Annotated in this window: 19 protein-coding genes; 7 read left to right on the plus strand and 12 right to left on the minus strand. The window is 69.7% G+C overall.

The window, feature by feature from the left end:
- Positions 1–98: 98 nt before the first annotated feature.
- A complete protein-coding gene (locus tag AB0389_RS22790) occupies positions 99–278 on the minus strand; it encodes a hypothetical protein (RefSeq protein WP_366397288.1) in 180 nt (59 codons plus the stop codon).
- Positions 279–663: 385 nt separating this feature from the next.
- On the opposite strand from AB0389_RS22790, the gene AB0389_RS22795 reads away from it, so the two are divergent.
- The 3 genes from AB0389_RS22795 (at position 664) to AB0389_RS22805 (ending at position 6102) form a co-directional block, all read left to right on the plus strand.
- Positions 664–1191 carry a peptidylprolyl isomerase gene (locus AB0389_RS22795; protein WP_366397289.1) on the plus strand — a complete coding sequence of 176 codons (528 nt, stop codon included), beginning with the start codon at positions 664–666 and terminating at the stop codon, positions 1189–1191.
- Positions 1192–1424: 233 nt separating this feature from the next.
- Entirely contained in the window at positions 1425–1928 is a 504-nt protein-coding gene (locus AB0389_RS22800; protein WP_366397374.1) for a macro domain-containing protein, read from the plus strand.
- On the plus strand, positions 1882–6102 hold the full coding sequence (locus tag AB0389_RS22805) for a hypothetical protein (RefSeq protein ID WP_366397290.1): 4221 nt from the start codon (positions 1882–1884) through the stop codon (positions 6100–6102). Before AB0389_RS22800 ends, AB0389_RS22805 begins: the two co-directional genes overlap by 47 nt.
- Positions 6103–6109: 7 nt before the next feature.
- On the opposite strand, the gene AB0389_RS22810 is transcribed toward AB0389_RS22805, so the two are convergent.
- A complete protein-coding gene (locus AB0389_RS22810) occupies positions 6110–6580 on the minus strand; it encodes a DUF1772 domain-containing protein (protein ID WP_366397291.1) in 471 nt (156 codons plus the stop codon).
- Between the two features lie 377 nt (positions 6581–6957).
- Positions 6958–7644: a hypothetical protein gene (locus tag AB0389_RS22815; protein WP_366397292.1), complete on the minus strand. Its 687-nt coding sequence runs from the start codon at positions 7642–7644 to the stop codon at positions 6958–6960.
- Positions 7645–7931: 287 nt separating this feature from the next.
- Between AB0389_RS22815 and AB0389_RS22820 the strand changes: the two genes are divergently transcribed.
- Together AB0389_RS22820 and AB0389_RS22825 are read left to right on the plus strand one after the other, a co-directional pair.
- Entirely contained in the window at positions 7932–8780 is an 849-nt protein-coding gene (locus tag AB0389_RS22820) for a helix-turn-helix transcriptional regulator (protein ID WP_366397293.1), read from the plus strand.
- 14 nt (positions 8781–8794) lie between these two features.
- Positions 8795–8986 (plus strand): hypothetical protein, encoded by a 192-nt coding sequence (locus AB0389_RS22825; RefSeq protein ID WP_366397294.1) that lies wholly within the window; start codon positions 8795–8797, stop codon positions 8984–8986.
- A gap of 88 nt (positions 8987–9074) precedes the next feature.
- On the opposite strand, the gene AB0389_RS22830 is transcribed toward AB0389_RS22825, so the two are convergent.
- The gene (locus AB0389_RS22830; protein WP_366397295.1) at positions 9075–9647 is read right to left on the minus strand and encodes a methyltransferase domain-containing protein; all 573 of its coding nucleotides are present in this window, start codon (positions 9645–9647) and stop codon (positions 9075–9077) included.
- Between the two features lie 132 nt (positions 9648–9779).
- Complete coding sequence (locus AB0389_RS22835; protein WP_366397296.1) at positions 9780–10232, minus strand: hypothetical protein; 453 nt, start codon at positions 10230–10232, stop codon at positions 9780–9782.
- A 321-nt stretch (positions 10233–10553) separates the two neighbouring features.
- Here AB0389_RS22835 and AB0389_RS22840 point away from each other — a divergent pair, with 321 nt between their 5' ends.
- Both AB0389_RS22840 and AB0389_RS22845 read left to right on the plus strand, forming a co-directional pair.
- Positions 10554–11327, plus strand: coding sequence for an XRE family transcriptional regulator (locus tag AB0389_RS22840; RefSeq protein ID WP_366397297.1), 774 nt, complete (start codon positions 10554–10556; stop codon positions 11325–11327).
- A 63-nt stretch (positions 11328–11390) separates the two neighbouring features.
- Positions 11391–11582 (plus strand): hypothetical protein, encoded by a 192-nt coding sequence (locus AB0389_RS22845; protein ID WP_366397298.1) that lies wholly within the window; start codon positions 11391–11393, stop codon positions 11580–11582.
- A 19-nt stretch (positions 11583–11601) separates the two neighbouring features.
- On the opposite strand, the gene AB0389_RS22850 is transcribed toward AB0389_RS22845, so the two are convergent.
- The 7 genes from AB0389_RS22850 to AB0389_RS22880 all read right to left on the minus strand — a co-directional run bounded on the left by AB0389_RS22850 (position 11602) and on the right by AB0389_RS22880 (position 20075).
- Positions 11602–12873, minus strand: a complete 1272-nt coding sequence (locus AB0389_RS22850; protein ID WP_366397299.1) for a hypothetical protein — start codon at positions 12871–12873, stop codon at positions 11602–11604.
- Positions 12870–13133 carry a hypothetical protein gene (locus AB0389_RS22855; RefSeq protein WP_366397300.1) on the minus strand — a complete coding sequence of 88 codons (264 nt, stop codon included), beginning with the start codon at positions 13131–13133 and terminating at the stop codon, positions 12870–12872. Before AB0389_RS22855 ends, AB0389_RS22850 begins: the two co-directional genes overlap by 4 nt.
- Positions 13130–15811: an SUMF1/EgtB/PvdO family nonheme iron enzyme gene (locus AB0389_RS22860; RefSeq protein WP_366397301.1), complete on the minus strand. Its 2682-nt coding sequence runs from the start codon at positions 15809–15811 to the stop codon at positions 13130–13132. Before AB0389_RS22860 ends, AB0389_RS22855 begins: the two co-directional genes overlap by 4 nt.
- Positions 15808–16602, minus strand: coding sequence for a methyltransferase domain-containing protein (locus AB0389_RS22865; protein WP_366397302.1), 795 nt, complete (start codon positions 16600–16602; stop codon positions 15808–15810). Before AB0389_RS22865 ends, AB0389_RS22860 begins: the two co-directional genes overlap by 4 nt.
- Positions 16603–16788: 186 nt before the next feature.
- Entirely contained in the window at positions 16789–17685 is an 897-nt protein-coding gene (locus AB0389_RS22870; RefSeq protein ID WP_366397303.1) for a carbohydrate ABC transporter permease, read from the minus strand.
- Positions 17675–18766, minus strand: a complete 1092-nt coding sequence (locus AB0389_RS22875) for a sugar ABC transporter permease (protein WP_366397304.1) — start codon at positions 18764–18766, stop codon at positions 17675–17677. Before AB0389_RS22875 ends, AB0389_RS22870 begins: the two co-directional genes overlap by 11 nt.
- Before the next feature lies 1 nt (position 18767).
- Positions 18768–20075, minus strand: coding sequence for an extracellular solute-binding protein (locus AB0389_RS22880; RefSeq protein WP_366397305.1), 1308 nt, complete (start codon positions 20073–20075; stop codon positions 18768–18770).
- Between the last annotated feature and the right edge of the window lie 168 nt (positions 20076–20243).

The following is a 20243-nucleotide window of genomic DNA, read 5'->3' on the forward strand; positions in this document are numbered from 1 at the left end:
GGTCACGTTCCGGAACGACAAGGACGCTAACAGTTGCCGAAGGGAGAGGTGGGGCGAATCAGTGAATCTGCCGGCCGTCCCGACCGCTCCTCCCCCCGTCACCCCGACCGCTGCTTCCTGACAAGGATCGTGAGGGTGTCACGTGCGTCGCGACGGTGTTCCGGGGTGCGGGCCAGCACGGAGATGAGGGCGACGATGCCCACGACACCTCCGTAGATCAGGCCGGCGGTGGCCATCAAGGATGCGGCGTCGTGGAGGAGTTCGGGCAGTACGGCCATGTGCGTGTCCTTCCGTCCGGGGGAGGGCCGGGAGAGATGCGACCCGGCGAGGTGATGACCCCAGCATCGGACGGCGGGGCGGTGTGCTGCGAGGTCCGCACATCGCCCGAACCACGATCTGTGCAGGTCAGCGCGGAGAACTTGATGGCTGACGCGGCGCTGTCCTGCGCCCGTGCCGTGCTGTGCCTGTGCCTGTGCCTGTGCCGTCCAGGAGGTAGGGAAGTTCGATGCGCCGCCGTCGCCGCCGCAGGCCCTGCACCGCGCCATCCGGCATCAGCGCCGTGCCCACCACTCGTACGGGTGAGGTGCCGTGTCATTGCCCCGGGTCGCTCCGCCCGGGGCGGGAGACTGGCCGGGCCCGCAGCACCCATACCGAAGGATCATCATGGCGGAAGAGCTGTTCGCGACGCTGAAGACCAACCAGGGCGACATCGAGGTCCGGCTGCTGCCGGACCACGCCCCCAAAACGGTCGCCAACTTCGTGGAGTTGGCCAAGGGCGAGCGTGAGTGGGTCGACCCGAACACCGGACAGAAGAGCAACAAGCCGCTGTACGACGGGACGGTGTTCCACCGAGTCATCGAGGGCTTCATGATCCAGGGCGGCGACCCGCTGGGCAACGGGACGGGCGGCCCCGGGTACAAGTTCGCCGACGAGTTCCACCCCGACCTGGCATTCACCAAGCCCTATCTGCTCGCCATGGCCAACGCGGGCCCGGGAACCAACGGCTCCCAGTTCTTCATCACCCTGGGGGCCACCACCTGGCTCACCGGCAAGCACACCATCTTCGGCGAAGTCACCACCGACGCCGGCAAGAAGATCGTCGACGCCATCGGTACGACGGAGACCAATCCCCGCACCGACCGCCCCGTGCGTGAGGTGATCATCGAGAAGGTCGTCATCGAGACCCGCTGATCTCCAGCTCCAGCGGCGGCAGCCCCGCGACCGGGGCCCGCTCGTACCTGCCCCGCGTCGGCCGCGCATCGGCCGCGCATCGGGGCAGGTACATGAACGACCAGAACGAGGAAACGTGGTTCGGTCCACTGCGGTCGCCGCGTCAGGCCATAGCGCACGTCGTGAATCGCGAAGACCTGGCTGCCGCCCTCGAACGGCATGGGACCGATGTCGCCGACTGGCATCATCAGGGCATGACTGTGATCGAGGTCGTGCAGGGTGACATAACGCTCCAGGAGACGGACGCGATCGTGACTGCGGCGAACGAGTCACTCATGGGTGGGGGCGGAGTGGACGGCGCGATTCACCGGGCGGCGGGTCGACGTCTGGCGGACGCGGGTGCCGCGATCGGTCCCTGCGAGCCGGGCGACGCGATGGCGACGCCGGCTTTCGACCTCAATCCGCCGGTCAAGCATGTGATCCATACCGTCGGTCCGGTCTGGGAAGGCGGCGACTTCGGCGAGGCCGAGGTGCTTGCCTCCTGCTACCGGCGTTGCCTTGAAGTCGCGGATGAACTAGGTGCCAGGAGCATCGCGTTTCCGGCGATCGCCACCGGTGTCTACGGGTTCCCGCCCGAGGAGGCGGCACGGGTCGCCGTTGCCACTCTCCGGTCCTCGTCGACCGGTGTCGGGCAGATCAGGCTCGTGGCCTTTGGCCAGCAAGCGCATGACCTGCTGGTCGCCGCACTCGCTTCCTAGGACCGGGGGCCTTCCCGCGCTGCCAGAGAACCCGGTCGACGAGGACACCGCCGACGTCTCCGCGTTCACCGCACGGGTCTGCGGAGCCGAGTACGACCCGGCCTGCCGTACGAGGCCGACGGGGACCGACGGGGCTTGGGAGCAGTTCAAAGCGACGGATCGGACCAGATCAACCGAGACGGGACAGCCGGTGAGCGACCAGAGCGAGGAACCGCCGCACAAGCCCCTCGGCGCGATGGTGAAGAAGCTGCTGGAGAAGTCGGGGCTCAGCCCGCGCAAGGCCGTAGAAGCCTGCGAGGGGAACGGACCGAGTTACGGCACCCTCCGGGGCTGGCTCGAAGGAAAAACCACCCCGGCCGCGAAGCCCGAACACACGGCCCGCTTCTGGTCGCTGGTACGGGCATTGCAGGCGTCAGCCGGTAACTCCGTGTACAGCGAGGCCGAGTGGGATGCCGCGCTCCGAACAGCCCAGCGTGATACGGCCAGAAGAAGCTTCGCCGCCAGCAGGCTCACTCAACGACCCGCCCCCCAAGGGCACTTCGTACGGCCTCACCTCACCGGACTGGAACCCTCGGCACTGGACTTCTCCGGCCTGAGGATCCGGGACGTCCTGGTCGGCCGGGAGGAGGAACGCAGGGCGCTGGCCGCCTTCGTACGCGCCGACGATCCGCACGCGTCCCCGTACCTGTGCTGGCATACGCGGCTCAGATCGGGGAAGACCGCCCTGCTCGCCGACTGTGTGCGGAAACCGCCGCCCAACGCCGACGTCCTGAACTTCTTCGTCTCCGAGGCGAGGGACACCCACACCCGTGCCGCCTTCACCACGGAGATGGGCCGGCAGATCCGGGCTTTCCTGGGCCCGGGCGAGCCCGCCGTTCCGAGCCCTTCCGATCCGCGCGATCCGCGCGCGTGGGCGGCCCTTCTCCGCACGGCCGCCCGCAAGAGCGCCGGGCGCGAACGGCGGCTGCTCCTCCTGGTGGACGGTCTGGATGAGGACGCGGCCTGGTCGGCACAGGGGGCCGTTCAGGGCGGGAGCATCGCGGCGCTGCTTCCCGCTCGGCCCCACGGCAACCTGCGGATCGTCGTCTCCGTACGGCGGAGTCCGCGCCGCCTCACCAGAAATTTCCCCGACGACGTACCCGCCGAGCACCCGTTGCGCCTGCGGGAGTGTCTGCGCCTGCTGGCGCCCTCCGAACGGGCCGCGGCGGCCGGGCCCACGCCCCGGGCAGCGGCAGAGCGGCTACGCGCGGACGAGCTGGGCCGGACCGTCATCGACCTGCTCGCCGTGGCGGGCGGGGGCCTGCGCGTGGCGGATCTGGCGGAGCTGGCCGGGGCCCCGGCCGGCCCGGTCGACCGCCTCCTCCAGAGTGTGGACGGGCGGTGCGTCGTACGGGACGATCCGGCGACCGGTGTCGCTACCGATGACGTTACCGATGCCGATGCCGATGCCGAGACGTATGCGCTGGGCAGCGAGGACGTTCGTTCCTCGGTACGGCGGGAGTTGGGGCCGACGGGCGTGGCGCGCCATACCGCGCGGCTGCACGCCTGGGCCGAGGTGTGGCGTACCGCCGGCTGGCCCGAGGGGACGCCCCCGTACCTGCTGACCGGCTACCTGCGTCTGCTGGACGACCCCGCTCGCCGTGCCGCGTACGTCCTCGACGGCCGGCGGCAGGTGCGGCTCGCAGCCGCCGTCGCCGTCGCCTCCGGTCATGATGGCGCCCTCGCGCAAGTGGAGCTGCTGGCTGCCGAGTTGGGCGAGCGGACCGGGGCGGCGGACGCCGACGCCCTCGGACTGGCCGCGCGGCTCGCGGCCTCACGCGCGGCCCTCCTGCGCCGGGCACGCCACGTACCGCCCGAGGCCCCGCCCCTCTTCGTCCGGCTCGGCGACATCGCGCGTGCCCGCTCGCTGGCCCTCTCGGCACCGGAACCGGCGGTCAAGGCCGCGCGCCTGGCGCGGGTCGCGGTGGAGGTGAGCCGTGCGGGGCTGGCAGGGGCGACCCCTGTCGCGCGGGAGGCCGCGGAGTGGGCGGCCCGCGCCGACCGCGTCCTCCCCCGGCCGGCTCACGACGTGGACGCATACGTGTCGCTCGCGCAGTCCGCGCACGCGCTCGACGCGCTGGAGGAGACCGAGGCCGCGCGCGCCCTGTTCCGGGCGGTGGTCCTCAGTGGGGCGGCCGACGTCGAGACACTGGTGGCGGCCGTGAACGTCCTTACCGAGGACGACGGCGAACACGACGGCGCGAGCTGGGCGACGGCGGTCGAGGCGCGGGCGTACGACCTGAGCGCGGGCGGTCCCCAGGCGCAGGCGGCGGCCGTCGACATCTTGGCGACGATCGCCCGCAGGCTGCCGTCACGCAGCGCCCACGTCAGGGATCACATCGTGCGACTCTGCGAGGAGCTGGACCCGTCGGACGGGCTGGCGACGGTGGACGGGCTGGCGACGGTGGACGTCCTCGCCCTCGCCGCCTCCGCACTGCGCAGTCGTAAGGTGGCGCCCCACTTGGCGCGCACCGCGCTGGACCGGCTGTCGGCCGCGCTCACCGCCCCGGACGGCCTCTCCCCCGCCGACCGGGCCCACTTACGGCGTGAACTCTCCACCACCCTGGAGCGCCTCACTCGGGCCGTCGACGACACCGGCATCGGCCTGCATGCACTCGACGAGATAAGGGAGTTGGTGACGGCGCTTCCCGACGAGATGCGCACGGGCCTGCTCGGCGACGACCTCACGGAGCGGGGAGAGACGAACATCGCGACGGCCGAGGAGCGCAGGGCCGGGGAGCACGCCGTCCTCCGGAAGCGGGACGTAGAGCTCAAAACGCAGCAGCAGAAGCACCTCGGCTCGCCGAAACTGCCCAGCAGGCGCCGGCCCCCGCGCGGAGGGACTCCGCACCAGCACGAACCGACGGACGATCACGACGACCAGCAGCCGGAGCACGTCACTCTCCTCAGGGAAGCCGATCGGCTGCTGCAAAGCGGCAACGTCCTGGTCGGCCGTGAACGGCTGGAGGCGGCCCTACGCTGCTCACCCCCCGCGACCGGGCGGGCGGCCACCAGCAGCGACTGGACACTGGCCTTGGCTGAAGCACTCGGCGCAGTAGGGGAGTTCGCGTACGCGGAACGTCTGGGTTCTGTACGGCACCTGACGGCCGTGTCGATGGGGTGTTCGCACGGCGGGTACGACGTCGAGGCGGGCCGGTACGCCCGGGAGGCGGCCCGTCTCGCGGCCGATGCGACCGATGCGACCGATGCGGACGATCCCGTGCTGCGGGGAGTGGTCGCCCAGGCTCTGGCCCACGCCGGGGACGCCGTCGGCGCCGTGGAGATGGCGGAGCGGGAGGAGCCTCAGGGCGCCATGACCGGGGCCCGGCTCAGGATCCAGATCCGCCGGTCGGTGACTGCGGTGGCCGCCGGGCTCGTTCGTCGGCACCCCGATGCGGCTGCCCGGCTCATCGAGCCCGTAACGGCCGCTCTGAGCCTGCGCACCATGGAGGACGGCCTGCGCGAGCCGCTCCCCCAACTGGTGCCGCTCCTGCTCACCCTCCCCGATGTACGGCGGCCCGGGCCGCAGTTGGGCGCGGCGCTCCGGCACGCCGCGCGGCAGTTCGCGCAGGTTCCCGTTCAGCGACGGGACGCGGGGACGGCCGTACTCCTCGCCCTGCTGGAGCGGCTCACGTGCTGTCCGGAGCTGGAGCTGCCTCCCACGGCCGACACGGTCGGCGAGTGGCCCAGGACGCTGCCGCCGGATCAGGTTCCCCACGCCGAACTGGCCCTCCTCAAAGCCGTGGAGGGCGATACGGTCGAGGCCCGGCGCCTCGCCGAGGCAGCGCCGACGCCGGCCGCGCGGGCCACGGCGCTGGCCGCCGTAGCCACCCACCTGGCGGGCGTCCCCGTCGCACTCCCCGTCGACCACACCTCGGCGGATGCCCCACTCCGCCTCTGCCTGGCGCTCGCCCACGCCCACACCCACGCCGCCGCCTCGGCCGACGGCCCGCCGCCACCCGACGAGGCGACAGCCCGGCTGCTCGTACGCGTACTGCTGGCAGGCGAGGGATGGACGTACGCGATCCCACTGCTCCCCCGGCTCGCGCCCGAGGCGCTCGTACCGCTCGGAGAGCTGGCACTGGCCCACGGCAGCGCGGACGACGTGGACAGTCAGCGGCTCCAAAAGGGGTGAGGCCGGCTCACCGGGCGAGGATCACCGCCACAGCCACGAGCACGAAGGCGGCGATGGCGAACAGCGTCCGCACGGCATGCAGGGCGTTCCACCGTCCCTCGAACGCCGTCCGGGCACCCCGCTCGTCACCCCGGCCGCGCGAGGACTCCAGCGCGTTGTTCAGGGGGACGTTGCCGCCCGAGGTGATCAGGTGCCCCACCAGCGCACAGACGGCGGCGGCTCCCACCAGAACCGTGCCACCGCCGTCACGCACCTCGGGCGCCACGAAGACGGAGACGGCAGGGAAGGCGAGCGAACCGAGGAAGAGGAACATGAAGAGCGGACCGGGCACCTTGCGGTTCACTATCCGCATGAGGAGGGTGAACGAGGCGTCGTCCACCTCTTTCAGGGCAGGCATGACGCCCGACAGGAAGGCGAGCATGTATCCGGCGTACAGCCCGGTGCAGACAAGAGCGAGGATCTCGAGAGCTTCCGACATGATGACCATCATCAACGCTTCGTCCCCGTCTTCACAGGGCTCGCCCCAGACTTGACGGTGGCGCAGTGCGCGCGGGGTGCGGGCCGGTACGGGCGGGGTACCGGCCCGCGGTTCATGCGTCGCCGAAAGCCCGGGACACCCTCACTCGCCGGGGGACACCCTCACTCACCCACCCAAGAACCGGCACGCCTCCGACGATCTCCCCCGGGTCCCGGCACATGCCGCAGTTGGTGCCGCATCACAGCCGTCCCCCTGAACGTGCTGAGCCACGGGAAAGACCGCAACGGGATCACTTGTGCGGATCCCCGCGCCCGCGCCGAGCACACACCCGGAACCGGACCAGCCCTCAAACACCCGATCCAGGCGCCGCCGCCGGGTCAGGCGGCCCAGCTGCGCGGGGTGTGTACGAGGGTGGCCCAGGTCCATGTACCGGCCCCCGGGCCGCCGCCTTCCGACCCCGGGCCCTGCGCGGCGCCGAATCCCCAGGTGCCCCCGTACGCCGCCACCAGGTCGGGGGTGTGCGCGAGAGTGGAGCGGCGGCGCTGGTCGCAGGCGGCGGCGAGGCGGGGGTGTGGGTGGGGCGGGTGGGTGTCGTGGACGGTGACGCGCAGCGTCCTGGAGCGGTAGCGGAGGCCGAGGTGGATGTCCTGGCCGTCCTCGGAGAACCGACAGGCGCAGGTGACCAGTTCACGTACGAGCACGAGCGCGGGATCGATCAGCCGGTCCACGTCGTGCACGTCGAGGACCAGCTCAGCGACCTCCCGCGCGACGGTCGGGCCGGCCATCCCGGCGGGGAGGGTGAGGTGGTACGTGAGGTTCCCGGGCGACGGGTCGGCGAGGCCGGGGAGCCCGGGAAGCCCCGGCGTCCAGGGCGGGCACGGGGCGAAGACCGGTGCGGGCGGCGGGGGCGTCGGGGGCGGGAGGTACGGGCCGGAGGGTCCGGACGGCCCGGACGGCCCGGACGGCCCGGAGATCGCGTCCGGACCGGACGCTCCGGTGGCTTCGGGCGCCGACGGGGTGGGGCCGCTTGTCGCCGATACGGGCGTGATTCCGCTTTCAGGCATGACAACTCCGCTCGCTGATGCGTTGGTTGTTGTGTCGGTGAACGCCTGCGACGCCCGGCGAGGCAGTGGCCTGGCTCCCTGACGCGAGCCCACCCCTCCCAGGGCAGGAGGAGGCGGGCGGGCTCGCGTGATGCGCTTCTGCTTTGCTTTGCGTGAGCGTCACATCACCGAAGGTAGGGCACGCATAGTGGTAATTGCCACCCCGGCGAGGAAATTACCCTCTCAAGTGGACCAGTGGGAGCCCAGCCCGTCACACTGTCCGCGACATCGGCCGAGAGAAGCGACATATGCCGCCACGGAGCACCCCCAGCGAACGCCAGAAGAGACTCGGCGCCGAGCTGCGCAAGATACGGCTCGATGCTGACAAGACCACCGAGTTCGCCGCCCGGCTTCTCGGCCTGGACCGTATGAAGATCTCCAACATCGAGTCCGGGGTGCGGGTCATCACCCCGGAGCGAGTACGGACACTGGCCTGCAATTACGATTGCCGCGACGAACCGTACGTCGACGCGCTCGTCGCGATGGCCGAGCCTCGCCCAAAAGCCTGGTGGGAGACCTACCGGGGCCAGCTTTCAGCAGGACTGCTCGACATCACCGAACTGGAGTGGCACGCGACGAGCGTTCGCGTCGGCGCGTTCCTCCACGTACCGGGCCTGCTCCAGACCGACGGCTACGTCAGGGAGGTGGGCAACGCCGCGCTGCCGCCCCTCTCCGCTCACGAGGTCGAACTACGGGTCGCGTTCAGGATGCAACGCCAGCAAGTGCTTCACCGCGAAAGCCCGATCACCTACATCGCCTACGTCCACGAGGCTGCCTTGCGGATCGAGTTTGGCGGAATGAAGGTCATGCGAGCGCAGTTGGAGCACTTGTGCGAGATGAGCGAACAGGACAACGTGGAAGTGCGGGTGGTCCCGTTCACTTCAGGCGCGTTTCCCGGCGCGGGACAAGCTCTGCTCTTCGCGAAGGGCGTTGTTCCCCAACTGGACACCGTGCAGCTCGACACGGCCCATGGCCCGGCATTCACCCATGCTCCGGCGCAGCTCGACAAGTACCGCTCTCAACTGGACTGGATGGAGAGCGTCTCTTTGAGCGCCAGCGCGTCACGCGACTTCACACTTTCCCTGACCAGGGCCTGACAGGAGTAGACATCATGTCCGAGATCACGTGGGAAGAGCCTTTCTGCGCGGAGAGTTCAAACTGCTTCCGCATCGGCACCGACACCGGCGGCAACGCGTACATAGCTGTCGCGGGCCAGGAGGACACCTACCTCACCGACACCCGCGAAGCCCTCACCACCCTCATCCGCGACATCAAGGCCGGCAAAGCCGACCACCTGCTCTAGCCGTTCAACGAGGCGGCCGAGTGGGGCACGACGAACTCGCCCCACCCGGGCCGCTGTCATGCACGTCCGGTGGCAGGCGTCGGCGCGGTCAGACGGCCGCCGCGCGGACGAGCATCGTACCGACGGCCTCCCCCTCCGGCGGGTCGATCACGGACACCGACACATCGGCGAATCCGTGGTCCGCGAGAAGGCGCTCCCATACGCCTGGGCTGTGGTCGTGCCGCGTTCCCTCCTTGCCTGATCGCGGACTCCGGCTCCCGGCGGGGAGGTGCGAGAACGCCAGAATGCCGCCCGATGTCATGCGGGCCCGAATCAGCGGGAGCAAGGTCTCCGGATCGATGAACCAGACGGCGCCGAAGACCGAGAGCACGACATCGAATGCCTCGTCCGTCTCGCTCAGGAACGCCGCCGCCTCCGCCGTGCGGAACTCAAGGCCCTCCAGGTCACCCCAGCGCTCCCGTGCCACGGCTTCACGGGCCGGGGCAACGTCCACCCCGAGACCTACCGCGCCGAGGGTCACCAGGTGCGCCAGGTTGCTCCCGCTCCCTGAGCCGAGCTCCAGCACCCGGCGTCCGGCGACGTGGCCCAGAACGCTCTCGTTCGGCCCGTGATCGGCGTACTGAGTCCAGTTCAGCCAGGTCGCGTCCCCCCTGGCGTTCACGGTTCTACGTGGCGTGCTCCCGACCGCGTACCTGTCCCAGGACTCAGCCAAAGCCATGCGGTGATCCTTTCGTCGAGCGGGGGCCCACCCCCGACGTACGAGGATGAGCCCCAACTTATGTGCTGTTCGGCGCTACTTGGGCGAGTCGTGGCACCCGGCGTGGCACTGGTTGCAGGTGGCCGCGCTCTCCATGCCCCACAGCCCGGGGTCGACCTCGAACCCGGCTGCCCTGATTGCTCCGATCGTCCGTGCCAGAACCAGCGGGCCGCCGTCCTTCGAGTCTCGCCCGTCCGCCGGCTCGGGGACGTGGTGGATGTATCGGCCGAAGTGCCGGTCGGTGAAGTGGTGGTACGGGATCGAGTCGAGCATGAACGAATGCCACGCCTCGTCCACCTGCTCAGACGGACCCATGAGAAGGTCCGGGTTCTCGCCGCACGTGACCAGGTAGGCGATGGCCTGTCCGAACTTGGCCTCCGCCAGTTCGCGCGTGTTCTCCGGGTTCCGGAGGAGGAGTGCCACCTCCCTGTCCCACACGTCCGGCGTGACGTACGCCTTCGGGTCGCGGATCACTACTGCTGTGGTCATGCTGTCTGGCCTCCACGTCGTTGGGGGTTCGTGGTGCTCCGGTCTCGTCGTCCACTCCCGCACCGGGGACACGTACACGGAGGCATGACGCCGGTAGCCAGAGGGGCCCCGCCCTCTCCCTCGTAGAGGGTTCGCGGTCTCGTCCGCGTACCGTCGGCTCTCAGCGTGTAAGCACTGATACGGATGGACATGACGTCCATGTTCCGGATCGGGCGTGCCCATTGCGGCGACGTTCGAGGCGTCCCTCGGGCGTCATGTCGACGTCACCCCGAGGGCGTCAAACCGGTGTCATTGGAAACGCGGCGTGGCTACCCTCGGACCATGACGACTACGGCCGAGCGCGAGCGCACGCCCAACGACGTACTGACCTCAGTACGCAAGTCGATGAACCTCAGCCAGGATGAGTTTGCCCAGGGCTTACGCGGCGCGGGTGAGGAACTGGGCGAACCGAACGATGCTTCCAAGCGACTCGTACAACGCTGGGAATCCGGAGAAACCAAGACATGCCGCCCCCTGTACGCGCGGGCGCTGAAGCGGTTCACCGGCCGCGTCCCCGAGTCGCTGGGGTTCGCGATCCCCATAACCCGCGTCCACTCGGACGGCGCAGGAGGTCACGACATGGATGCTGGGCAAGTCGGCGCGGCCGACACGGCCGCAAGCCCGGAGCCGGAGGCGCCGGGCGGGTACACGGGCATTTGGCTGTCCCGGTACGAGTTCTACTCGTCCAGCCGCGACGAGACGTACGACTGCAAGCATCACGTCGTGATCGTCCAGCACGGCAACCGACTCACAGCCCAAAGCCTGCCCGGAGCGTCCACCAATCCGGACAGCCCGCTGTCCCTGGACCTCACTGTGGACCGGAACGTCATCACGGGAACGTGGACGGAACAGACAGCGGCTGACGGCTACTACCAAGGTGCGCGGTATCACGGCGCGATCCAGATGCTGATCGAGCCGACCGGGCGACGCATGGCGGGAAAGTGGGTCGGGTTCGGCAAGGACTTCGACGTGAACACAGGGCCGTGGGAGCTACGTCTGCTCGATCGGTCGAGTGCCCGCGCCAGCGTCGAGCGGTACTCGACTACGCCGGAGTAAGTGCCAGTTCGGCACACGACTTCACACCTTCCCTGGCCAGGGCCCCTGACAGGAGCAGACACCATGTCCGAGATCACATGGGAAGAGCCCTTCTGCGCCGAAGGCAACAGTTGCTTCCGCATCGGCACCGACACCAACGGCAACGCGTACATAGCTCTCGCGGGCCAGGAGGACACCTACCTCACCGACACCCGCGAAGCCCTCACCACCCTCATCCGCGACATCAAGGCCGGCAAGGCCGACCACCTGCTCTGACAGTGCCCACGCCCACCCGCTACCGCCCCCACCCCGTTCCGCCCCGCAGCGACGAGAGGACCAGGCGCCCGTAGCGGGTGGTCAGCGCGGCGACGGTCGCCAGGACCGAGCAGCCGAGGCCGACGAAGAGATGCGCCACCGAGTCGTCTCCCAGCACCTGGAGGATGCCGAGCGCGGTGCCGAGGGGAAGTCCGAGGATGGTGAGGACGCCGAGCGCGCCGCTGATCTGCTGGCTCTCCTGGTTCTGGACGAGCCGGCTGTTGTCCGCCGCTTCCGCCAGGATCTCGGCGAAGCGCGCGGGCAGCCGGTGCTGGGCCTGGAAGGCGAGGAGCAGGTCGTTGGCCGCGCCGTGGGCGGTCAGGTGCTGGCGCCAGTAAGTGCTGCGGAAGTACGCGATGTTCCGCTCCAACGCGGCCACCCTTCGGGCCAGCCGCGTTCCGTCGAACACCGCGGAGAGCTCGTCGGTGAGTTCGTCGATGTGGTCGCGCTGGAGAGCGCCCAGGAGCAGCGCGTCGAGGTAGACGGTACGGGCGTGCAGCGCGGCGAAGTCGTAGAAGTCGCCGTGCCCGGTGTCGGTGCGATGCCCGAGAAAGGCGGCGCCGTGCCGCAGCACCAGCGCGCTCCAGTCCGCGGAGATCCGTACGGCGTCATGGAACTGGTCCGTCGCGGTCTCGGGTGCGAGCGGGAAATCCGTCGCGTTCGACCGTGAGGCCAGTTGCCACAGCCACACATCGGCGGAGGGCGGCAGTACGACCGTGGGATGGGACCGGAGCGCGGGCGTGTGGCGGGCCTCCGGCGTCAGGAAGGCCACGGTGTACGGGCGGGCGAGCGCGAACGTGTCCGTACCGTCCCTGACTTCGGCGATGCCGCCCAGGAGCACATCCGGGGCCAGGGGGCCCGCGAGGGGATCGGGATCGGCGGTGGGGCGGTGCCCGATGGCCCGCAGCAGGGGAAGCAGTGGCCTCTCCACGGTGAAGTGCAGAACGACAAGGGCATGGTCCTGGTGCCGTGCGGTGGCGGTGCGCAGCAGCTCCATGCCGTGGAGCCGCAGTCCGTCGTGGTCGACCGCCATCAGCCGGTACCAGCGGCGGGGGCGCTCGGGCGAGCCGTACAGCACGCGGGCCGAGGCCGGCGCGAAGTAGGTCGCGCGCGTCGCCGTGTCGGTCCTTCTGCTGCCGAGTTCGAAGGGGAAGGGGCCCTCGGGCCAGTCCGGCGTGCCCGTCAGCCGTACCGGCAGTACGACGGTGACGGCCTGTCTCGCTCCCGTGACAGCTTCCAGCCCCGCCGTCACCGGTAGTACTCCTCGGGGTCGGGCTGATCCAGCCGGATGACGAACTCGGCCTGGCCCGGGTGGTCGTCGGCCACGTGGAACCGCACCCGCTCGCCGGTCCGGATCGTACGGAAGCCCTCCGTGACGATGTGGGTGTAGTCGAAGGTGTAGTAGTGGCCGTCGTCCTCGTCCTGGACGACGAACGCGCCGACCGTGCCCCGGGGGCCGCCACCGGTCGGCCTGCGGTCGACGATGACTCCGTGCCGTACGCCGTCGTTCATACGGCTTCCCCCTCCGGCCGGCCGAGGTCCTGAACGCACCGGAAGCCGACGGCGTTGCTGCTGCCGCGTTTGCGGTAGATCCCCTTGCTGTGCGTCTGCACGGCGCGCATCGGGTTGTCGTAACTGCCCCCGCACAGGACCGCCTCGCCGGGATCGCCGAGGCTGGTGGACGTCCACTCCCAGACGTTGCCGGCCATGTCCTCGATGCCGTACGGGGAACGGTTCGCCGGCCGTGCGTCCACCGGGGTCACCCATGCCGTGCGCAGCGCCCTCCGGGCGAACTCCCGCCGCCAGGCCTGGAAGGTCACCACGGGGTGGCCGACCCAGGTGTCCGCGCAGTTGACCGGTGCCGCGTCGGAGTCCTCGCCCCAGGGGAAGAGCCGGCCGTCCGTCCCCCGGGCGGCGGCCTCCCACTCCAGGGCGGTGGGCAGGCGTTTGCCCTCGAAGGCGGCGAAGGCCGTGGCGCTCCACCAGTTGACGCAGATGGCGGGGTAGGAGTCGTAGCGCGGGTTGACGTAGTAGTCCGCCTCGCGCAGCCGGTCCGTCCACGGCAGGTGTGTCACGTGGGCGGGCTGCTCGGGATGGTCCCAGTCCGAGGTGCCGTCCGGGCGCAGCGCTTCGAGGAAGCGGCGGTAGCGGCCGACCGTCACCGCGTGCCGGTCGAAGCGGACCGGGTGCCGCACCCGGCGCAGCAGCAGCCGCTCGGCGGGACCCACGAGATGGACCCCGGCGGGCAGCACGCAGTCGTCGGCGGGTGGGGTGGCCGTGGGCGCGGCGGACGTGGGGACGCGGGCGAGGAAAGCCCTCACCTGTTCGGTGATGAAGGGGCCGCCCGCCATGTCCGCCGCCGCTTCGCGGCCCTTCGGTGTGGCGAGGTACCGGGCAGCGAGCAGTTCCTGGTACGCGGTGTGCGCGAAGGCGGCCCTGTCCGGTCCGGCGGGCCGTAACAGGGGCGCGATCACGCAGTCGGCGAGGTCCAGTCGGCCGTCTCTGAACGCCTCGGAGCCCAGCCGCCGTTGCAGGTCGAGAACGGAGAAGGTGGTCCGGTCGGCGAGGAAGCCACGCCCGAAGGTCTCGGCCAGGCTCTCCTCGGTGATCGTGCGGCCCTGTTCTTCGAGCGTCTGCGTCAGGTGCGCGCCGAGCAGAGCATCGAGCGGCAGCGAGGGCGGCAGTCGCAGCGACGCCGCCAGCCGCTTCTCCAGCGGGGTCGCGTCGGGCTCCGTGAGCCTGACCAGGCGGAAGTGCGGTACGCGCGCCGGGTCCACCCCGTTGGCGTACATCTGCTCGACCAGTTGCTCGGAACGGGCCGCACCGCTGTCCAGCAACTGGCGGATCTGCGGGGAGTCGGCGAGGAAGGACACCCGGGAACTCATCACCACCGTCGACTCGGCGGAGAGCACCGGCGCGAGATCGGCGAAGAGCCGCAGGAAACCCTGGGGGCTGGCTTCGTCCACGCCCTCGTCAATGGCGTCCAGGACGCAGAGCGCGGTGCCGGACCGGATGAGATAGAGGAAGAGGTCGTACGCGCGGGAGCGATCGGCCACCATGCAGGGGGTCAGCAGGCGTGCGACGTACTCCGGGAACGTCTCGCCCCTCTGCTTGAGCCCCAGATCGAAGTAGAAGCGGAAGCGGCGGTGGCCGGAGTCCGCCGCGAGCCCCCGGAGAAGGGTGCTCTTCCCACTGCCCGGACGCCCGGTGACCAGGACGTTCGCCGGGCCGCGGGCCAGCCGGGCGAGGAGCGTGGCCGCGTCCTCGGCGGCCTCGATACGGGGCTCCCCCGTACGGGAGTCGGCCGAGAGGACGCCGGCGGTGAGGGGCGTCCGGGTCTCGCCGGAGCGGGCGACGGAGTCGGTTGCCGCGCTGCTCGCCAGGTGGCTGTCGATGTCGATCAGGGTGTCGACGAACCTCTCGTAGCGCACCATCCGGCACTCCGTACCCAGTAACCGGGCGAGTGCGTCAGGCAGTTGGCCGCCACTGTGGCCCTCGCCCAGAACCACGAACCTGGTGAGCTTCGGCAGCCGGGTACGGAGCAGTTCACCGCCGCTGGAGGTGAGGACGGCACGCAGGTCGTCGGCGTCCCGGGAAAGTATCAACTCGACGTACTCCAGGCGCATGCCCGCCTCGCGGCACAGGAGCAGATAGACCGTGTCCGGGGTGAGGACGAACCGCTTCGCCTGCCGGTAGCCGAGGGTCACGTACAGCCCGGCGAGGAATTCGCAGCGGACGGCGACCTCGGAGGCCATGGGTGGTTCGCCCCCGATGAGCGCCGCGCTTCCGGTGCTCGTGAACCAGACGAGTACGTCGACAAGGCGGCGAACCGCCAGCAGACCGTCCTCGTCGGAGATGTCGTAACCGTCGTGGGTGGACCGGTTGCGCAGCCGCCGGATGTCGTCCAGCGCGTCCAGCACGGTGCTGCTGCGGATGTGCGGGCGGCACCCCTTGACCAGGTCGTTCAGAGACCTGGCCGAGGGATCGCCCGCGACCCCGTGGTGCCGCCACAGCTCCTTGAGCAACTTCTCCGTCAGCTTGCCGACGAGCGCGACCGCGTTCTCCGGGTAGCCGTCGTTGAGGCTGCGCAAGGGACGTTCGAGATCGAGGCCGAGCCGGTCCGCGATGCGCGCGTGGTCGTCGAGTTCGCCGCGGAGCCGCCTCAGCCGTTCATCCACCACGGCGCTCATCGCGTCCCGCCCTCTCTCACGCCCAGCACAAATGCGAACCGGTCGGGGAAGACCAGGACGGGTTCCGGATGGGTGGCTCGTATCTCCTCGATTCCCTCCTCGATCTCCCGGTCGTCGAACGTGGACAGCAGCGACATATAGCGGCCTCGCACCATGGCGAGGTACTTCGCGCGGTCGATCCGCAGCTCGTGCTCCACGTGGAAGAGCCGGGTCCGCAGACCGGCGCGCTCCAGATGGGCCTCGATGTCGGCGGGATCGGGCTGGAGTTCCTCGAAGCGGTCCAGCGCTGCCCGGAACAGCGGGTACTGGATGGTGGCCGGCAGCATCACCACGAGCAGCCGCCCCTGGGGCGCGAGGCGTTGGGCCAGACCGCGGAGCGTCGCGCCGGGGTCCGTGACGTGGTGTACGGACTCCTTCAGCCATACGGCGTCCAGCTCGGGGTACGGCAGTACGGTGCGCGCGTCGGCGATGTCCTCGGCGGAGGCCAGGACGGGTGTCAGCGACTCGGACAGAGGTGATCCCGACCGGTCGGGTGCGGGGATCTGCCGCAGCATCGCCTCCGACGGGTCCACGCACAGAATGGGCCGCTCGGGCCGGACGATGCGCGCCACTTCCCGCGCGAACAGGCCGGTGCCGCCGCCGATGTCGGCGATCCGGTCCGTGGCGGAGAGGTCCAGCGCCTCGGCGATACGGGCGGACATCCAGGGGACGTACTCCGCCCCGTACACCCAGTGCCCGTCGTAGGCGGCGGCGATCTCCGCGTAGTGCTCCGCACCAGCCCGCTGATCCACTGCTCCCCCGTGCCCGGCTGCCAGTCGTCCTCGGCCACCCAGCAGGCTACCCACCGCCAGCCGTCAGCAACATGGCGTAACGCCCTGTTCCGGCCACACCGCGCGCCGCCGCACCCTGTACGGGCGCGACGGCGTCGGGGCGGCCTTCACTGCGTCACTGCGTCACTACGTCACGGCCTCACGGCGTCACGACTTCACGGCGCCCGCCGCCAGGTCCCTGATGAAGTGCCGGGCACCGATCAGGAAGACGGCGATCAGCGGGATGACGCTCATCAGCGCGCCGGCCATCACGACGGCGTAGTCGGTGTTGTACACGATGCTGAGGTTGGACAGAGCCACCTGGAGGGTGACGCGTTCGGGGTCGATCATGACGACGAGCGGCCAGATGTAGTCGTTCCAGAGGCCGATGAAGGTGAAGATGCCGAGGAAGGCCAGGGCCGGCCGGAACAGGGGCAGTGCCACCGACCGGTACAGCCGGAAGAAGCCCGCGCCGTCGATGCGGCCGGCGTCCAGGAGTTCGTCGGGGAGCGAGTTCTGGGCGTACTGGCGCATCCAGAAGATGCCGAAGGCGTTCGCCGCGCCGGGGATGGCCAGGGCCTTGAGCGAGCCGACCCAGCCGAACTGCGCCATGGCGAGGAACTGCGGCACGAGGGAGAGCTGGGCGGGGATCATGTATGTGACCAGGAGCGCGCCGAAGAGGAATCGTTTCGCCGGGAATTCGTACTTGGCGAAGGCGAACGCGGCCAGCGAGTCCACGAAGAGCACCAGCGCGGTGCCGGTCACGGCGACGACGACGGTGTTCAGCAGCGAGCCCATGAAGTCGATGCGGTTCAGCACCTCCCGGATGTTCTCCAGCAGATGCGGTCCCGGCACGAGCTTCGGCGGGTACTCGAGGATTTCCTGGTTGGTGAGGGAGGCCATCACCACCAGCCAGTAGAAGGGGAACATCGAGATCGCGATGCCGAGCAGCAGCACCACCCGGACCCCGATCCGGGCCCGTCTGCTGCCGGAGCCGATGGTCACGGCGGCCGAAGTAACGGGAGCGGTAGCCGTTTTACGTGGCTTCCTCGTGTCAGCGGGCATCGCGGGCCCCCTTGCGCCGTGCGACGCCCCGGCGCCGGCGCTCGTCGCGCTCCGAGCCGGAGACCAGCCGCCAGTTGATGATGACGAAGAGGCCGATGATCGCGAAGAGCAGCCAGCCCATCGCCGCCCCGTAGCCGAACTGATGCTCGCCGAAGGCCTTCTGCCACAGATAGAGCACGATGGTCATACCTTCCTGGCCCGGTCCCCCGGTGGTCGCCTTGTCGGTCGACTGGAAGAGGACCTGGGACTCGGTGAAGATCTGAAGGCCGTTGATGGTGGAGGTGATGGCGGCGAAGAGGATCACCGGCCGCAGTTGCGGCACCACCACTCTGAAGAGGGTCTGCCTGCTGTTCGCGCCGTCGATACGGGCGGCTTCGAAGGTGTCGGTGGGGATGGCCTGGAGTCCGGCCAGGAAGATCAGGGCGTTGTAGCCCACCCACCGCCAGATGATCATGGTGGAGATGGCCACCTTGATCCCGAAGTCGGAGGTCAGCCAGCCGACCCCGTCGGAACCGAGCGCCTTCAGTGCGGAGTTGGCCAGTCCCGCCTGGGCGAAGACCGAGCCGAAGACGATCGTCATGGCGACCATCGACGTGACGTTGGGGATGAAGTACGCCACCCGGTACGCGGTCGAGAACCGCACCTGCGAGTGCAGCAGGAACGCCAGGACCAGGGCGAGGAAGAGCATCGGGACCGTGGACAGGAACCAGATCTCGAAGGTGTTACGGACCGAGTGCCAGAACACCGGGTCCTCGAGCAGCCAGCCGTACTGCTGGAGGCCGACGAACCGCATCTCGCCGATCCCGTTCCAGTCGTGCACGGAGAGATACAGCGAGAAGCCGACGGGGAACGCGCCGAAGACGGCGAAGAGCACATAGAACGGGGAGACGGCGAGCAGCGGTGCCAGATGGCGCCTCCGTCCGCCCGGCGCCGAGGAGCCGGTACGACGGCCTTCCGCGCGCTTGCCGCCGTCCGCGCGTCTGCCGCCGGCGGCGCGCTTGCGGTCGTCCACGTGTCCGGCTTCGCCGTGGGCGGGGGAGGCGCCCGCGGGGACGCCCGCCGGGCCTGCGACGGTGGCCATGTCAGCTCACCCCCATCCGGGACAGCGCGGTCTCGGCGGCCTTCATGGCGTCCCGCCACGCCCGGTCGGGGTTCTTGCCGAACGTCTCCACGTTGGTCAGCTCCTGGTACACGGGCGTGCTGGCGGATTCCTCGTACGGGCTGAAGAAGACCACCGGTGACTTCCGGGCCGCCGGGCCGAAGACGTCGTTGGGGATCTGGCCGCCGAAGAAGGGGTCGGGCTGCCTCATCTCCGGCTTGTCGTAGGCGGCCGGGGTGGTGGGGAAGAGCGTCATCTCCTCGTAGCTCTTGAGCTGGTTCTCCGGTCCGAGCAGCCACTTCAGGAAGGCGAACGCCCCTTCCGGGTCACGGCAGTAGCGCGTGATGGAGACGTACGACCCGCCGTAGTTGGCGGGGCCGCCCGGCATCGTGGTCAGCCGCCAGGAACCCGAGGTTCTGGGCGCCGCCTCCTTCAGTCCGAAGATGGCCCACACGGCGGTGCACTGGGTGGCGATGCGTCCGCCGCCGATGGCCGCGTTGTAGTCGGGCGTACCGTCCTTGACGTTGGCGCTGAGCCCTTCGCGGAACACCTCCACCGCCATGTCCCAGACCTTTTTGACGTGTGGCTGATCCCCGATGAAGCGGTTGTCGGCGTCCACGAACTGCCGGGTGTTCTGGAGCATGGCGACCCTGAAGAGCCTGCCTATGTTGCTCACCATGCGGGGGTTGCCGGGGGCCTTGGCCTTGAGTGTGCGTCCGGTCGCGATGTACTGCTCCCAGGTGGCGGTGGCATCGGCGACGTCCTGCGGTTCTGTGGGCAGTCCGGCCTTCCCGAAGAGGTCCCTGCGGTAGTAGAGCGCGGTGGGGCCGGCGTCGAGGGGGAAGCCGATCATGCGGCCCGACGGGCTGAAGCCGCTCTTCCACTTCCAGTCGAGGTACTGGTCCTCCAGCTGTTCCGCGCCGAGGGTCCGCAGATCCAGGAACTCCTTCTCCTCGGGGAAGAACGTGGCGAGGTTGTCGGAGTTCAGGCAGGTCAGATCAGGTACGTAGGCACGGGCCGCCATCCCGGTGCGCAACTTCGAGTCGATGTCGCTCACTTGGATCGGGGAGCCCTTCACCTTCAGCCCCTGGACCCCGGGTACCGCGCGGGCGGCGGTGGCGAGCAGCTTGTCGCTGAGCGCCCCTTTCCAGTACCAGAGGCTGAGGTGGTCCATGCCGACGGAGGCCGAGCCGTTGCGGGCCCCGCATCCGGGCAGGCCCAGCAGGGCGGCGCCCGCGCCGCCGAGGGAGGCGGCCAGAAGGCTTCTGCGGGACAGCGTTCGATGAGCCACAAGCACTCACTTTCCGGTCGCGCTGCGAGGGGCGCGGCGTGCCGGAGATACGGCGCTGCCGGAGGCCCGTCATTGGGTCGGGGGGAGCGGGGACAACGATGTCGGGTGGCTGAAAGGCGCGAGTCGCTGTTTAAGAATGTGACCCGTGAACGTTCACGTGAACGTTGC

Source organism: Streptomyces sp. NPDC093109 (genome assembly GCF_040701725.1).
Taxonomy (GTDB): Bacteria; Actinomycetota; Actinomycetes; order Streptomycetales; family Streptomycetaceae; genus Streptomyces.

Bases quoted from the DNA above. Each gene is read 5' to 3' on its own strand.
- AB0389_RS22790 (WP_366397288.1), bottom strand. From the start codon at position 278: ATGGCCGTACTGCCCGAACTCCTCCACGACGCCGCATCCTTGATGGCC.
- AB0389_RS22795 (WP_366397289.1), top strand. From the start codon at position 664: ATGGCGGAAGAGCTGTTCGCGACGCTGAAGACCAACCAGGGCGACATC.
- AB0389_RS22800 (WP_366397374.1), top strand. From the start codon at position 1,425: ATGACTGTGATCGAGGTCGTGCAGGGTGACATAACGCTCCAGGAGACG.
- AB0389_RS22810 (WP_366397291.1), bottom strand. From the start codon at position 6,580: ATGTCGGAAGCTCTCGAGATCCTCGCTCTTGTCTGCACCGGGCTGTAC.
- AB0389_RS22815 (WP_366397292.1), bottom strand. From the start codon at position 7,644: ATGCCTGAAAGCGGAATCACGCCCGTATCGGCGACAAGCGGCCCCACC.
- AB0389_RS22820 (WP_366397293.1), top strand. From the start codon at position 7,932: ATGCCGCCACGGAGCACCCCCAGCGAACGCCAGAAGAGACTCGGCGCC.
- AB0389_RS22825 (WP_366397294.1), top strand. From the start codon at position 8,795: ATGTCCGAGATCACGTGGGAAGAGCCTTTCTGCGCGGAGAGTTCAAAC.
- AB0389_RS22835 (WP_366397296.1), bottom strand. From the start codon at position 10,232: ATGACCACAGCAGTAGTGATCCGCGACCCGAAGGCGTACGTCACGCCG.
- AB0389_RS22840 (WP_366397297.1), top strand. From the start codon at position 10,554: ATGACGACTACGGCCGAGCGCGAGCGCACGCCCAACGACGTACTGACC.
- AB0389_RS22845 (WP_366397298.1), top strand. From the start codon at position 11,391: ATGTCCGAGATCACATGGGAAGAGCCCTTCTGCGCCGAAGGCAACAGT.
- AB0389_RS22855 (WP_366397300.1), bottom strand. From the start codon at position 13,133: ATGAACGACGGCGTACGGCACGGAGTCATCGTCGACCGCAGGCCGACC.
- AB0389_RS22860 (WP_366397301.1), bottom strand. From the start codon at position 15,811: ATGAGCGCCGTGGTGGATGAACGGCTGAGGCGGCTCCGCGGCGAACTC.
- AB0389_RS22870 (WP_366397303.1), bottom strand. From the start codon at position 17,685: ATGCCCGCTGACACGAGGAAGCCACGTAAAACGGCTACCGCTCCCGTT.
- AB0389_RS22875 (WP_366397304.1), bottom strand. From the start codon at position 18,766: ATGGCCACCGTCGCAGGCCCGGCGGGCGTCCCCGCGGGCGCCTCCCCC.